General features: G+C 69.5%; 5 protein-coding genes, 1 tRNA gene and 2 pseudogenes. 1 reads left to right on the forward strand and 7 read right to left on the reverse strand.

Annotated features, from left to right (window positions below; translation table 11 throughout):
* From M878_RS60660 to M878_RS60680, 5 genes and pseudogenes are all read right to left on the reverse strand, one after another.
* A pseudogene (locus M878_RS60660) lies at positions 1–585 on the reverse strand (30S ribosomal protein S12 methylthiotransferase RimO); the annotation flags it as partial.
* A 94-nt stretch (positions 586–679) separates the two neighbouring features.
* Positions 680–1522, reverse strand: a complete 843-nt coding sequence (locus tag M878_RS60665) for a helix-turn-helix domain-containing protein (protein WP_031224701.1) — start codon at positions 1520–1522, stop codon at positions 680–682.
* Between the two features lie 288 nt (positions 1523–1810).
* A complete protein-coding gene (locus tag M878_RS60670) occupies positions 1811–4564 on the reverse strand; it encodes a DNA translocase FtsK (protein WP_031224702.1) in 2754 nt (917 codons plus the stop codon).
* A 124-nt stretch (positions 4565–4688) separates the two neighbouring features.
* Positions 4689–5369 (reverse strand): response regulator, encoded by a 681-nt coding sequence (locus M878_RS60675; protein ID WP_023546293.1) that lies wholly within the window; start codon positions 5367–5369, stop codon positions 4689–4691.
* A 298-nt stretch (positions 5370–5667) separates the two neighbouring features.
* Positions 5668–11126: pseudogene (locus M878_RS60680) on the reverse strand (HAMP domain-containing protein).
* Between the two features lie 409 nt (positions 11127–11535).
* On the opposite strand from M878_RS60680, the gene M878_RS60685 reads away from it, so the two are divergent.
* Positions 11536–14295: a SpoIIE family protein phosphatase gene (locus tag M878_RS60685; protein WP_031224703.1), complete on the forward strand. Its 2760-nt coding sequence runs from the start codon at positions 11536–11538 to the stop codon at positions 14293–14295.
* 61 nt (positions 14296–14356) lie between these two features.
* Here the strand turns inward: M878_RS60685 and M878_RS60690 are convergent.
* Together M878_RS60690 and M878_RS60695 are read right to left on the reverse strand one after the other, a co-directional pair.
* A tRNA-Thr gene (locus tag M878_RS60690) sits at positions 14357–14432 on the reverse strand.
* Positions 14433–14516: 84 nt separating this feature from the next.
* Positions 14517–15179 carry a DegT/DnrJ/EryC1/StrS family aminotransferase gene (locus M878_RS60695; RefSeq protein ID WP_023546297.1) on the reverse strand — a complete coding sequence of 221 codons (663 nt, stop codon included), beginning with the start codon at positions 15177–15179 and terminating at the stop codon, positions 14517–14519.
* Positions 15180–15291: the final 112 nt, after the last annotated feature.

The following is a 15291-nucleotide window of genomic DNA, read 5'->3' on the forward strand; positions in this document are numbered from 1 at the left end:
CCGGTCGCAGCCGGAGGCGAGCTTGACCGAGGCGACCGGGGCGCCGTCCAGGCGGCGGCGCAGGGGTGAGCGCGGGCCGGAGGCGGGCGCGACGCCCTCCGGGAGGTCGGCCGGGCCGTGGCCGGGCAGCGCGACGGCCGCGGCCGATTCCTGTCGCTCGGCCGGGCTGACCGGGAGCAGCTTGCGGCGGTCGCGCGGGGTGTGGGAGGCGTGGATGCCGCCGGACAGGATGGTCTGCAGGCGGTCGGAGATGTCCGCGTAGTCGTCGAAGCCGAGCACGCCGTCGGCCTCGGGCAGCGCCTCGGCCAGCTCCTTGCCGTACCGCTCGGCCATGCAGCCCACCGCCACGACGGCCTGGGTTCTCCCATGGTCCTTGAGGTCATTGGCCTCGAGGAGGGCGTCGACGGAGTCCTTCTTCGCGGCCTCCACGAAGCCACACGTGTTCACCACGGCGACATCGGCGTCCGCGGCGTCCTCGACAAGCTGCCAGCCGTCCGCCTCCAAACGGCCTGCGAGCTCCTCCGAGTCCACCTCGTTACGGGCGCAGCCGAGAGTGACGAGTGCGACGGTACGGCGTTCAGGCATGGGCTCAAGACTACTTCGTCCCACTGACAGCCCACGTCGACGGGGTTGGCCGATCTTGTGCCGACCCCGTCACATCCGGTCTCAGAGAGGCCGGTCAGCCCGCTACCGGGTCACCCTTCGTGTAGGTCAGGCGCTCCACGGCGCCCGGCTGGAAGTTGTTGTCGATCTTCTTGCCGTTGACGTACAGCTCGATCGCGCCGGCGTCGCCGAGGATCAGATTGATCTTGGAGCTGTCCTGGAAGGTCTTGGACTCGCCCTTCTTCAGCAGCCCGTCGAAGAGCATCCGGCCGTTGTGGTCCTTGGCCGAGATCCAGCTGCGTCCGTTCGGCGCGCTGACCTGGACGGTCACCTTGTCCTGGGGCGCCGCCGCGATGGCGCTGTCGGAGGGCTCGGTGCTCGGCGCGGCGGGCTTGTCCTTCTTCGGCGTGGCGGAGGCGGACTTGCTGGCGGCGGGCGTGCTGCCCTCGGCGACCTGCGACTTCGCATCGCTTCCGGAGTCGCCGCCCTTCACCATGGTGAAGCCGACGAAACCGATCACGACGACGATCGCGGCGACCATGGCCGCGGTCCAGTTCGGCCCGCGCCGCTCGGGACGGATGCGCTCGGCCTCGAACAGAGGGGCTGCCGGGGTCGGGGCGGGACGGCCACCGTGCTCGGCGTCGTACTGGGCGATCAAGGGCGCGGGATCGAGGTGGACGGCCTTGGCCAGCGTTCGGATGTGTCCGCGGGCGTACACGTCGCCGCCGCACGGACCGAAGTCGTCCGCCTCGATGGCGTGCACGATGGCAATGCGGACACGAGTGGCACTGCTGACGTCGTCCACGGTGAGCCCGGCCGCGATCCGCGCCTGCTGCAGGGCGCGGCCCACGGGGACACGGGGTTCCTGGGACTCGTCTCGGAACGGACGCTCGTCTTCAGGGGAGTTGCCGATGGACACGGGGGCGCCTTTCGAGCGTGTAGCCACCTGTGCTGGAAGCTCAGTCTAGGGGTGGTACGAAAGGGTGGGGCAACCGGGCGGTGGGACTTTGTACGCCATCGGAATGGCCGGACATGCCGAGGGCTGGACAAGTGGTACCCCAGGATGAGATGCCTTCCTGTCCTCTCGCTCAACTTGACGTACGGGAAAGGGAAACGGTTGCCCGCCGATCTCTAACGGGTGGATCACGACGATGACGCCACCCGGCGTAACCGGTGTCCGCCGGACAGCCCTTCACCCTGTCCCGTCCTATTCCTCAGACTCCCCGCGAATCAGAGCGAGCACGCCGTCCAGCTCATCAGGCTTCACAAGAACGTCACGTGCCTTGGAGCCCTCGCTCGGTCCCACGATGCCCCGGGACTCCATGAGGTCCATGAGCCGCCCGGCCTTGGCGAAGCCGACGCGCAGCTTGCGCTGGAGCATGGAGGTCGACCCGAACTGCGTGGAGACGACCAGCTCGGCCGCCTGGCACAGCAGGTCGAGGTCGTCGCCGATGTCCTCGTCGATCTCCTTCTTCTGCTTGGTGCCGACCGTGACGTCGTCCCGGAAAACCGGCGTCATCTGGTCCTTGCAGTGCCGGACGACGGCCGCGACCTCGGCCTCGGTGACGAACGCACCCTGCATACGGGTCGGCTTGTTCGCGCCCATCGGCAGGAACAGGCCGTCGCCCTTGCCGATCAGCTTCTCGGCGCCGGGCTGGTCGAGGATGACGCGGCTGTCAGCGAGCGAGGACGTGGCGAAGGCCAGCCGGGAGGGCACGTTGGCCTTGATCAGACCGGTGACCACGTCGACGGAGGGACGCTGGGTGGCGAGCACCAGGTGGATGCCGGCCGCGCGCGCGAGCTGCGTGATGCGCACGATCGAGTCCTCGACGTCACGCGGGGCGACCATCATCAGGTCGGCCAGCTCGTCCACGATCACCAGCAGATACGGATACGGCTGCAGCTCCCGCTCGCTGCCCTCCGGCGGCTTCACCTTGCCCTCGCGTACGGCCTGGTTGAAGTCGTCGATGTGCCGGTAGCCGTAGGCCGCTAGGTCGTCGTAGCGCAGGTCCATCTCGCGGACGACCCACTGCAGCGCCTCGGCGGCCCGCTTGGGGTTGGTGATGATCGGCGTGATCAGGTGCGGGATGCCTTCGTACGCGGTCAGTTCGACGCGCTTGGGGTCGACCAGGATCAGCCGGACGTCCTCGGGGGTCGCCCGCATCATGACCGAGGTGATCAGGCAGTTGATGCAGGACGACTTGCCGGAGCCGGTGGCGCCCGCGACCAGCATGTGCGGCATCTTCGCCAGCGAGTGCATCACATACCCGCCCTCGACGTCCTTGCCGAAGGCGACCAGCATCGGGTCGTCGTCCTCGGCGGACTCCGCGAGCCGCAGCACATCGCCGAGGTTGACCATCTCCCGGTCGGTGTTCGGGATCTCGATACCGACCGCGGACTTGCCCGGGATGGGGCTGATGATCCGCACGTCCGGGCTGGCGACGGCGTACGCGATGTTCTTGGTCAGCGCGGTGATCCGCTCGACCTTTACGGCGGGGCCGAGTTCGACCTCGTAGCGGGTGACCGTCGGGCCGCGGGTGAAGCCGGTGACGGCGGCGTCGACCTTGAACTCGGTGAAGACCTGCGTGAGCGAGGCGACGACCGCGTCGTTGGCCTCGCTGCGCGCCTTGCCGGGGCCGCCGCGCGTGAGCAGGTCCAGCGACGGCAGCGCGTAGGTGATGTCCCCGGAGAGCTGGAGCTGCTCCGCGCGCGGGGGCAGGTCGCGGGGCTCCGCGGGGGCCTTCTTGGTCAGGTCGGGGACGGTCCCGGGCTGGAGCTTCTCCTGCTTGGGGCGCGCGGCCGGCACCGGCGACGGCTGGGAGGCCGGCGCGGGGGTGGGCACCGGGGTGGTCTCCTCGCGGTCGCCGATGCTGACGCCCTGGGTGAGGTCGGCGACCAGCGGGGAGGGCGGCATGCCGTGCAGCACCGCGCCGTCGAGCGCCGCGGCGGCGGCCGCCGCGACGTCCACGGCGTCCATCTGGCGCTGCGGATCCGGCTGGGGCACCGCGGAGCGCCTGGGGCGGCCGCGGCGCTGCGAGAGAGCCTCCTCCTCGACGCTGTCGGGGTCGTACGCCTTGGGGGCGGACGAGCGCTTACGGGAGCGCGCGGGCAGCGCCTCGCGCCACTGCTCGTCGTAGCGCGCGTCGTCGTCTGTGTACTCCTCGTACCCCTCGTACCCGTCCGTGTCGTGGTCGTGCAGCACGCCCAGGCGTACGCCGAGCGCCCGCAGCCGCTGCGGGATGGCGTTGACCGGGGTGGCGGTCACCACGAGCAGACCGAAGATCGTCAGCAGCACCAGCAGGGGTACGGCGAGGACCTCGGTCATGGCGTACGTCAGCGGGGTGGCCGCCGCCCAGCCGATGAGGCCGCCGGCATCCCTTATGGCCTGCATGCCGTCGCCGCGCGCGGGCGAGCCGCAGGCGATGTGGACCTGGCCGAGCACGCCGATGACGAGCGCGGACAGGCCGATCACGATCCGGCCGTTGGCCTCCGGCTGCTCCGGGTGCCGGATGAACCGTACGGCGATCACCGCGAGCAGTATCGGGACCAGCAGGTCGAGCCGGCCGAAGGCGCCGGTGACGAGGATCTCCACTAGGTCGCCGACGGGGCCCTTGAGGTTGGCCCAGGTGCCGGCGGCGACGATCAGCGCGATACCGAACAGCAGCAGCGCGATGCCGTCCTTGCGGTGGGCCGGGTCGAGGTTCTTCGCGCCCTTCCCTATGCCACGGAAGACTGCGCCGACGGCGTGCGCCAGGCCGAGCCAGAGGGCGCGCACGAGCCGGTACACGCCCCCAGTGGGGCTCGGTGCCGGCTTCGGCGCGGCCTTCTTGGCCGGTGCCCTTTTGGCAGGCGCCTTCTTGGCCGCCGCCTTCTTTGCTGCGGCCTTCTTCGCCGGAGCCTTCGCGGGAGCGGCCGCCTTCTTCGCGGTCTGCTTCTTGGCTGCGGAGGGACGTGAGGCCATGGGTGTGAGGTTACCGGGGGAGACGACAGCGGACACGTGTGCCCACAGCTTCACCCGTTCGTGTCGCCCTTGCCGGAGACCGAAGCTGACGCGCGCTCATGGGCAACCGCCGCCTGGGTGTAAGTCAGTTCTGCGCCGGTACCGAGGAACCGGCGGGGCCGGCGCCCGGTTCCAGGGCGTCCAGCGCGCGCCGCAGCCCGGTGAGTTTGCGCTCCAGATGGGCCGCCGTGGCCACCGCGGCCGCGTCCGCCGAATCGTCGTCCAGCTGCTTGGACAGCGCCTCGGCCTGCTCCTCGACGGCCGCGAGCCGCGCGGACAGCTCGGCGAGCAGCCCGGCGGACTCCTTGCCGCCGACCGCGCCCTTGCCGCCGCCCTCCAACTGCAGCCGCAGCAGCGCCGCCTGCTCGCGCAGCTGGCAGTTCTTCATGTACAGCTCGACGAACACCGAGACCTTCGCGCGCAGCACCCACGGGTCGAACGGCTTGGAGATGTAGTCGACCGCGCCCGCCGCGTAGCCCCGGAAGGTGTGGTGCGGGCCGTGGTTGATCGCCGTGAGGAAGATGATCGGGATGTCCCGGGTCCGCTCGCGCCGCTTGATGTGCGCGGCGGTCTCGAAACCGTCCATGCCCGGCATCTGGACATCCAGCAGGATGACCGCGAAATCGTCCGTGAGCAGTGCCTTGAGTGCTTCCTCCCCGGACGATGCCCGCACCAGCGTCTGATCGAGCGCAGAGAGGATCGCCTCCAGCGCCAACAGATTCTCCGGCCGGTCATCGACCAGGAGGATCTTGGCCTTCTGCACCATGGCCCGCCCTCCTCGCCCCGGCGGTACACCGGGCGCCGCCCCAGGGGACGACTCCCTTTCGCCGCCCGTCCTTGTGCCGGTCATCGTAGCCGCACCCCGCCTGTCGCCACACCCTGTCACCGCGATGTCACTGTGCACGTAGCGGAAACGCGGCGGAGGCCGGGATGGTTCCCGGAATCTGGCATTCCCATACGCGTCCAGCCACCTTAAGCCGTACGTTCGCACTCACCTCAAGTGGGCAACTCCCGACACACGCCGAGGGTTCCCCGGGTGTTCACGTCGTGGTGCGCCGATCTCGTCATTTCCCACCCATCCACTGCTGCATCACGGCCAGCAGATGATCCGGGTCGACCGGCTTGGTCACGTAGTCGGAGGCGCCGGACTCGATCGCCTTCTCGCGGTCGCCCTTCATCGCCTTCGCGGTCAGCGCGATGATCGGCAGCCCGGCGAACTGCGGCATCCGGCGAATCGCCGTGGTCGTCGCATACCCGTCCATCTCCGGCATCATGATGTCCATCAGCACGACCGCCACATCGTCGTGCTGCTCCAGCACCTCGATGCCCTCGCGGCCGTTCTCGGCGTACAGCACCGAAAGACCATGCTGCTCCAGGACGCTGGTCAGCGCGAACACATTGCGGATGTCGTCGTCGACGATCAGCACCTTCTCGCCGCCGAACCGCACCGCGCGCGCGGACTGCGGCGCGCCCTCCTGCTCGGGCGCCGCCGCCCACTGCTCGGACCGCTGCTCGCCCTGCGGCAGACCCCGCCGGCGGCGCCGGAAGAGCGCCGCGGGACCGTTCTGCGTCTCCCGGTACGACTTCACCTCGGCCGGGGTCTCGATCTCCGCCCCGGACAGCTCCGAGGACGCCTCCGCCTCGGAGGCCAGCAGCTCACGGGCCTCCAGCTGGGGCACGGACTGCTGGTAGCCCTGCGGCGGCAGTTCGCTCGGGTGCAGCGGCAGGTACAGCGTGAACGTCGAGCCGCGGCCCGGTTCGCTCTGCGCGTGGATCTCGCCGCCGAGCAGCTGCGCGATCTCCCGGGAGATCGACAGGCCGAGGCCGGTGCCGCCGTACTTGCGGCTGGTCGTGCCGTCCGCCTGCTTGAACGCCTCGAAGATCACGCGCATCTTGCTGGCCGCGATCCCGATGCCGGTGTCCGTCACCGAGAACGCGATCAGCGGCGCCTCGGGATCGGTCAGCGAGCCGGCCTCCAGCAGCTGCTCGCGGATGCCCACCGGTACGTGCGCGCCGGCCGGCCTGATCACCAGCTCCACCGAGCCGGAGTCGGTGAACTTGACCGCGTTCGACAGCAGGTTGCGCAGCACCTGCAGCAGCCGCTGCTCGTCGGTGTGCAGGGTCGCGGGCAGCTCCGGGGAGACCCGTACGGACAGATCCAGGCCCTTCTCCGCGGTCAGCGGCCGGAAGGTGGCCTCCACGTAGTCCACGAGCTGGACGAGCGCGATACGCGTCGGCGAGACATCCATCTTGCCCGCCTCGACCTTCGACAGGTCGAGGATGTCGTTGATCAGCTGGAGCAGATCGGAACCCGCGCCGTGGATGGTCTCGGCGAACTCCACCTGCTTCGGCGAGAGATTGCCCTCGGCGTTGTCGGCGAGCAGCTTGGCCAGGATCAGCAGCGAGTTGAGCGGAGTACGCAGCTCGTGGGACATGTTGGCGAGGAACTCGCTCTTGTAGCGCATCGACACCGCGAGTTGCTCGGCGCGCTCCTCCAGGACCTGCCGGGCCTCCTCGATCTCGGTGTTCTTCACCTCGATGTCGCGGTTCTGCCGGGCCAGCAGCTCGGCCTTCTCCTCCAGTTCGGCGTTGGAGGCCTGCAGCGCCTTCTGCCGGTTCTCCAACTCGGCCGAGCGCTCCCGGAGTTGCTCGGTCAGCTCCTGCGACTGCTTCAGCAGCAGCTCGGTCTTGGTGTTGACCGAGATGGTGTTGACGCTCGTCGCGATCATCTCGGCGATCTGGTTGAGGAAGTCCTTCTGGATCTGCGTGAACGGCGTGAAGGAGGCCAGCTCGATCACCCCGAGCACATTGCCCTCGAACAGCACCGGCAGCACGATCACCTGCGCGGGCGGGGCCTCGCCGAGCCCGGAGGAGATCTTCAGATAGCCGCTGGGCGCGTTCTCCACCAGGATCGTGCGCTTCTCCTGGGCGGCCGTGCCGACCAGCGCCTCACCAGGCCGGAACGACGTCGGCATGGAGCCCATCGAGTAGCCGTACGAACCCAGCATCCGCAGCTCGTAAGTGTCCGCGCCGTCGCCGGCGTCCTTGCCCTCCATGCGCGGCATCGTCAGGAAGAACGCGCCGTGCTGCGCGGACACCACCGGGGTCAGCTCGCTCATGATCAGCGAGGCCACGTCCTCCAGATCGCGGCGGCCCTGCATGAGGCCGGAGATACGGGCCAGGTTGCCCTTGAGCCAGTCCTGCTCCTTGTTGGCGATCGTGGTGTCGCGCAGGTTGGCGATCATCTTGTTGATGTAGTCCTGCAGTTCCTGGATCTCCCCGGACGCGTCCACGTCGATCTTCAGGTTCAGGTCGCCGCGGGTCACCGCGGTCGCCACGCGCGCGATGGCACGCACCTGCCGGGTCAGGTTCCCGGCCATCTCGTTCACGGACTCGGTCAGGTCCCGCCAGGTGCCGTCGACGTCACGCACGCGTGCCTGGCCGCCGAGCTGTCCCTCGGTGCCCACCTCGCGCGCCACGCGCGTGACCTCCTCGGCGAAGCTGGACAGCTGGTCGACCATCGTGTTGATCGTCGTCTTCAGCTCGAGGATCTCACCGCGGGCGTCAATGTCGATCTTCTTCGTCAGGTCACCCTTGGCGATGGCCGTGGTGACCATGGCGATGTTGCGCACCTGGCCGGTCAGGTTGGACGCCATCTGGTTCACCGACTCGGTGAGGTCCTTCCAGGTGCCGGCCACACCCGGTACATGCGCCTGGCCGCCCAGGATGCCGTCCGTACCCACCTCACGGGCCACCTTCGTGACCTGGTCGGCGAACGAACTCAGCGTCCTGACCATGGTGTTGATGGTGTCGGCGAGCTGCGCGACCTCACCCCGCGCCTCGATCGTCACCTGTCGCGTCAGGTCTCCGTTGGCGACGGCCGCGGACACCTGCGAGATGTTGCGCACCTGCATGGTCAGGTTGTTGGCCATCAGGTTGACGTTGTTGCTCAGGTCCTTCCAGATACCGGTGACGCCCGGCACATGCGCCTGGCCGCCCAGGATGCCCTCGGTACCCACCTCACGGGCCACCCGGGTCACCTGCTCGGCGAAGCTGGACAGTTGATCAACCATCGTGTTGACCGTCGTGACCAGCTCAAGAATCTCGCCCTTGGCGTCAACAGTGATCTTCTTCGACAGGTCGCCCTTGGCCACCCCGGTCGTGACCTCGGCGATGTTGCGCACCTGGATCGTCAGGTTGTTCGCCATGAAGTTCACGGACTGCGTGAGGTCCTTCCAGGTACCGGAGACACCCTGCACCTCGGCCTGACCGCCCAGGATGCCCTCCGTACCCACCTCACGGGCCACACGCGTGACCTCCTGGGCGAACGACGACAGCTGGTCCACCATCGTGTTCAGGGTGTTCTTCAGCTCCAGGATCTCCCCGCGCGCGTCCACGGTGATCTTCTGGGAGAGGTCACCGCGGGCCACAGCGGTGGCGACCTGCGCGATATTGCGCACCTGGGCCGTCAGGTTGCCGGCCATGCCGTTCACGGAGTCGGTCAGATCCCGCCACACACCGGCCACACCGGGCACCTGCGCCTGACCGCCGAGGCGGCCCTCCGTACCCACGTCACGCGCGACCCGGGTCACCTGATCGGCGAAGGCGGACAGCTGATCGACCATCGTGTTGATCGTGTTCTTCAGCTCGAGGATCTCGCCGCGCGCGTCGACGTCGATCTTCTGCGACAGGTCACCGCGCGCCACAGCCGTCGTCACCTGGGCGATCTGCCGCACCTGAGACGTCAGGTTGCCGGCCATGAAGTTGACGGAGTCCGTCAGCTCCTTCCAGGTGCCCGACACGCCGTCCACCCGGGCCTGACGCCCAGCCGGCCCTCCGTACCCACGTCCCGGGCCATCCGCGTGACCTGGTCGGCGAAGCTCGACAGCTGGTCCACCATCGTGTTCACGGTGTTCTTCAGCTGGAGCATCTCGCCGGAGACGTCCACGGTGACCTTCTGGGACAGGTCGCCGTTGGCCACCGCCGTGGTCACCTGGGCGATGTTGCGCACCTGACCGGTGAGGTTGCGGAACGCGGTGTTGACGGAGTCCGTCAAGTCCTTCCACGCACCGGCGGCACCGGGCACCTGCGCCTGACCGCCCAGCTCACCCTCGACACCGATCTCCCGCGCGACCCGCGTCACCTCGGCACCGAACGCCGACAGCTGGTCCACCATCCCGTTGACGGTGTTCTTCAGCTCCAGCATCTCGCCCGCCACGTCGACCGTGACCTTCTGCGACAGATCACCGCTGGCCACGGCGGTCGTCACGGTGGCGATGTCGCGCACCTGAGTGGTCAGGTTCCGGAAGACCGTGTTGACGGAGTCCGTCAGGTCCTTCCACGTACCGGCCGCGCCCGGCACGTTCGCCTGACCGCCCAGCCGCCCCTCCGCGCCGACCTCGTTCGCGACGCGCGTGACCTCGTCCGCGAAGATCCGCAGCGTCTCGGTCATCTGGTTGATCGTCTCGGCGAGCTGCGCGACCTCGCCGCGCGCCGGGACCGTCACCTTCTGCGACAGGTCACCGTTGGCGACAGCTGTCGTGACCTGCGAGATCCCCCGCACCTGTGCGGTCAGGTTGCCCGCCATCGTGTTGACGGAGTCGGTCAGCTCCTTCCACACACCGGCCACCCCTGGCACCTGCGCCTGACCGCCCAGGATGCCCTCGGTGCCCACCTCACGGGCGACCCGGGTCACCTCGACGGAGAAGGACGACAACTGCTCCACCATCGTGTTGACGGTGTTCTTCAGCTCCAGCATCTCGCCGGCCACATGCACGGTGACCTTGCGTGACAGATCACCGCGCGCGACCGCCGTCGTCACCAGCGCGATGTCACGCACCTGCGCGGTCAGCCGGTTCGCCATGGTGTTGACGGACTCGGTCAGGTCCTTCCACGAACCCGACATACCGCGCACCCGGGCCTGCCCGCCGAGCTTGCCCTCGGTGCCGACCTCGCTGGCCACGCGCGTGACCTCGTCCGTGAACGTCGACAGCTGGTCGACCAGGTTGTTGACGGTACGGCCGACCTTCAGGAACTCGCCCCGCAGCGGATGCCCGGTGCCCTCGTCCGGCGCCTGCGTCCGCAGCTCCATGCGCGGCGACAGATCACCCTCGGCAACCGCCGTGAGCACCCGGCTGACCTCCGACACCGGCCAGACCAGGTCGTCCACCAGCGCGTTGGAGGCGTCGATGGCCGACGACCAGGAGCCCTCGCAGGCTCCCGTCTCCAGCCGTTCCGTGAGTTTCCCCTCACGCCCCACCATGCGCCGTACCCGGGACAGCTCACCGGTCAGGTGCATATTCCGGTCGGCCACCTCGTTGAAGACGGCCGCGATCTCCGACATCACACCGTCCCCGGAGACCGTGAGCCGCTTGCGGAAGTTCCCGTCACGCATCGCGACGAGCGCCGCCAGCAGCCGGTTCAGGGCAGCCGTGTCCACGGCGGTCGTACTGCCGCGCCTGCCCAGGGACGGTCCGCCTTTCGCACGCGTCTTCGTGCCACGCGTCGCCGCGCCAGACTCCACTGTGTCCCTCCCGGAGGGGTAGACCGTTACTGCTGTGCTCGGCCGCTTCGGCCCGGCCTGCCGCTCATCGGCATACCGGATACTTCCGCGTACCCGTTACTGCTGCGTATTTCTGCCAGACGAGATCCGGCCACACCAGGGGCTGCTGCCCGCCGTACACGGAACACACGCAACCCGACCCGACCTTCATCAGAAGCTTGCCCAGTGTTTCACCCTGCCCGAACCAGGCCATAACAGTTCGGCAGCTTCGCACATCGTCCGCACACCCTCAGGGGTAAACACCGGCGACCGGCATCCGCTCGGACGGCGAAGGTAAGTAACCTTGCATGCGGCTGTCCAGCCGCACCGGTCCGACCGGCCTGGGCGGTGGCACGAGAACGAGCGGGCATCGGAGGGGCGGCCGCAGACCATGACCACCGGAGTCATCCCCGGGGGACAGCCCCCGGAGCCACAGCCGACGGGCGAGCTGATGCCGCAGCAGCGGCGCGAGCCGGCCGGCCGAGCAGCCCTGCACGTCGACAACCGGCCGAGGAGTTCTGTGATCACCGCGCGTGCGGCCGCCACTTTCGAGCCCGTCGGGCGATCGGTCGCGACCGCCCGGTCCTTCGTCCGCGACACGCTCCAGGGGTGGGGCTTCGCCGATATCGTCGACGACGCCGTCGTCCTCACCAGCGAACTGGTGACCAACGCGGTCGTGCACGCGGGCACACACGCGGACGTGCTGTGCCTGCGCACCGAGGACGGCGTACGCATCGAGGTCGCCGACCGCTACCCGGAGCGCGAGGTCCCCCTCCAGAACGCCCCGGCCTCGATGGGCAGCCCCGACCGCGAGGGCGGCCGCGGCCTGCAGCTGTGTGCGGCCCTGGCCGCCCGCTGGGGCGTCGACTACACGCCCACCCACAAGAACGTCTGGTTCCAGCTCAACCTCCCCGAACGCCCGGTCGGCACCCGCACCGCCGGCCCCTCCCTCCCCGCCGACCTGCTCCCGCTGGCCGACGGCCGGATCCGCGTCGCGGTCCTCCAGGTCGACCGGAAGGGCACCATCACCTCCTGGAACGAGGACGCCCAGGAACTCTTCGGCTACCCCGCCCCCGAGGTCGTAGGCCGGCCCCTCACCGAACTGGCGGCCTGGCCGCACACCCCGGGCACCAGCACCGGCGTGGCCGAGGCCCTCCGGCTCTCCCGCTGGGAGGGCAGCTACGGCATCCGCGGCGCCGACGGCCGGGTGGCCCCGGTCTACGCCTCCCACCTCAGGGTCCGCGACACCGGCGGCGAGCCCTCCACCGTCTGCCTCCTGGTCCGCGACCACGAGCGCGCCGTACTCCAGTCCCCGCCGCGCGTGCCGGCCACCGACCAGCCCCAGTCCCCCGACGGGCAGAGCACCGACCCCTTCGAGGTCTTCATCGGCTCCCCCGCCCCGGACGACCTCGACGGACTGCTGCAGCGCACGGTGGAGCGCGCCCGCGACATGCTCGACGGCGACTCCGCGTTCCTGCTGCTGGCCACCGACGACGAGACCGAACTGGAGGTCCGCGCCTCCACCGGCCTGCCCTCGGCCCGCCAGCGCTTCGCCCGCGTCCCCGTCGAGGCCGGCCCCGGCCGCTACGGCTCCGCGCGCATGCCCGCCGTGCACGACGACCTCACCGCCGTACCCGGAGCCGTTCCCCTGCTGTCCGGCACCGGCATGCGCTCGGTCGTCACGGTCCCGCTGAAGGTCGAGGGCCGCCTCACCGGCTCCCTCGGCGTCGCGGCCGAGGCACCCGGCCGGTACTCCAACGAGGAGGCGCTGCGCCTGCAGTTCGCCGCCGACCGCATCGCCCTGGCCGTCGAGTCGGCCCGCCTGGGCGAACTGGAGCGGCTGCGCCGAGGCTCCCTGAGCTTCCTGGTCGAGGCCTCCGACCTGCTGGCCGGCACCCTGGACCGCGACCAGACCCTGGCCCTGATGGCCCAGATGACGGTCCCCACCCTGGCGACCTGGTGCGCCGTCTACACGATCGCCGACCAGGCCTCCGAGCCCTATCTGTCGTACGTCCTGCACGAGGACGAGGAACTCATCGACGGCATCAAGTCGTTGCTGTCGAAGGTCCCGGCGCCGGATCCGGTCCCGACCCCCGGCGCCCGCGTATGGACCATCCCCGGCGAGGTGGCGCACCAGGCGGCCCTGCGCACCTCCATGCGCAGCCTCGGCCTGGCCGGCGGCCCCACGCACCGAGTCGCCGCGGGCATCGGCCCGACCCTTGCCACCGCCTCCGCGGTCGGCGGCGAGACGGTCGTCCTGCCGCTCGTCGCCCGCAACCGCGTCATCGGCATGCTCGTCCTCGGCAAGCCCACCGACGAACACTTCCGCCAGGAAATCCTGGAACTGGCCGAGGACTTGTCCCGCCGGGCCGCCCTCGCCCTGGACAACGCCCGCCTCTACTCGGAGCGCACGGCCATCAGCCAGGCCCTCCAGCGCAGCCTGCTCCCGCCCGGCACCCCGCACATCGACGGCGTCGAGGTCGAGGTCATCTACCGCGCGGCCGGCGAGGGCAACGAAGTCGGCGGTGACTTCTACGACCTCTTCCCCATCGGCAACGGCGCCTACGGCTTCGCCATCGGCGACGTCTGCGGTACGGGCCCGAACGCGGCCGCGGTCACCGGCCTCGCCCGGCACGCCCTGCGCCTGCTGGCCCGCGAGGGCCTGTCCGGACCGGCGGTCCTGCAGCGTCTGAATTCCGCCATTCTCGACGAGGGCGACCGCAGCCGCTTCCTGACCCTCCTCTACGGCGAGATGCGCCCGCAGGAGGACGGCAGCGCCGAGCTGAAGGTGGTCTGCGCCGGCCACCCGCTCCCGCTGCGCCTGCGCCAGGACGGCACGGTGACACCCGCAGCCGAACCGCAGCCGCTGCTGGGCGTGATCGAGGACCTGGAACTGCACGAGGAGACCGTCACCCTCGATCCCGGTGACGTGCTGCTGTGCGTCACGGACGGCGTCACCGAACGCCGCGAGGGCTCCCGTATGTTGGGCGACGACGGCCTCACCGACGTCCTCACCACCTGCACGGGCCTGACCGCGGGCGCGGTCGCCGCACGCATCATGCGCGCCGTGGAACGCTTCGCCTCGGACGCCCCGTCGGACGACATGGCGATCCTGGCGATGCGCGTCCCGGGCCACCACAAGGAGGCGTGAGACACGAAGGAGTCGCCAGACATGCGAAAGGCCCCACCCGAAAGGGTGAGGCCTTTTCTGCTGGAGCCCCCAAACGGAATCGAACCGTTGACCTTCTCCTTACCATGGAGACGCTCTGCCGACTGAGCTATAGGGGCCTGTCGTTCTCAAGGTTTCCCTCGCGGCGACGAAGAAACTGTACCCCGACCAGGCCCGACTTCCCAAATTCGTTCGGGACCCGCTCAATAGGCGGGCTGCAGCAGTCCCCCGAGCGCATTGCACGCGGCGACGACGCGCTGCATCTCCCGCTTGGTCAGCGAGGCGTCCACGGGGAGCGTCAGCGTCTCGTCGGCGGCCAGCTCGGTCTCGGGCAGGGACACACACCGACGCAACTCCGGCAGCCGGTGCACGGGCGTCTTGACCGGCACCCGGCACTCAACTCCCTTGGCCCGCAAGGCCATCGCGAAGGCGTCCCGGTCCGGCCGGCCGTTCCCCGGCACCCGCACAACGTACTGCTGATAGGTGTGCCCGTCCCCGCCATCCGGCGTGCGCACGCCCTTGAGCTTGGCATCGAGGTACGCGGCCCGCTCCCGGCGCTGCGCTATCTCGTCGTACGGCGCCTCGGACTCGCCCTGCTCCAGCACCAGCACCTCGTGCCGCTGCCCCAGCGCGCGCAACCGCTTGAGGTCGGCCCACCGTCCGAAGCGGTGTACGACAACGACCGCTGCCGTACGCGGAGTTACCGCTGCCTCGACGGCGCCGGGGTCGAGGCAGTAGGTCACCGGGTCTATGTCGGCGAAGACCGGGAGCGCACCGGCCAGGGTCACGGCCTCGGCGACTTCGACGTTTCCGAAGGCCGGTACGACGACCTCGTCACCGACTCCGACACCGGCGGCCCTGAGCATTGCAGCAGTACCCATGTGCTGGATGCTCGGCGCGCAGGGTGAACGACACGTTAAGCAAAACGTAAAAAGGCCGGACCCCGAACCGAAGTTCAGGATCCGACCTTTTTGGAAG

This window comes from Streptomyces roseochromogenus subsp. oscitans DS 12.976 (assembly GCF_000497445.1).
Lineage (GTDB): Bacteria > Actinomycetota > Actinomycetes > Streptomycetales > Streptomycetaceae > Streptomyces > Streptomyces oscitans.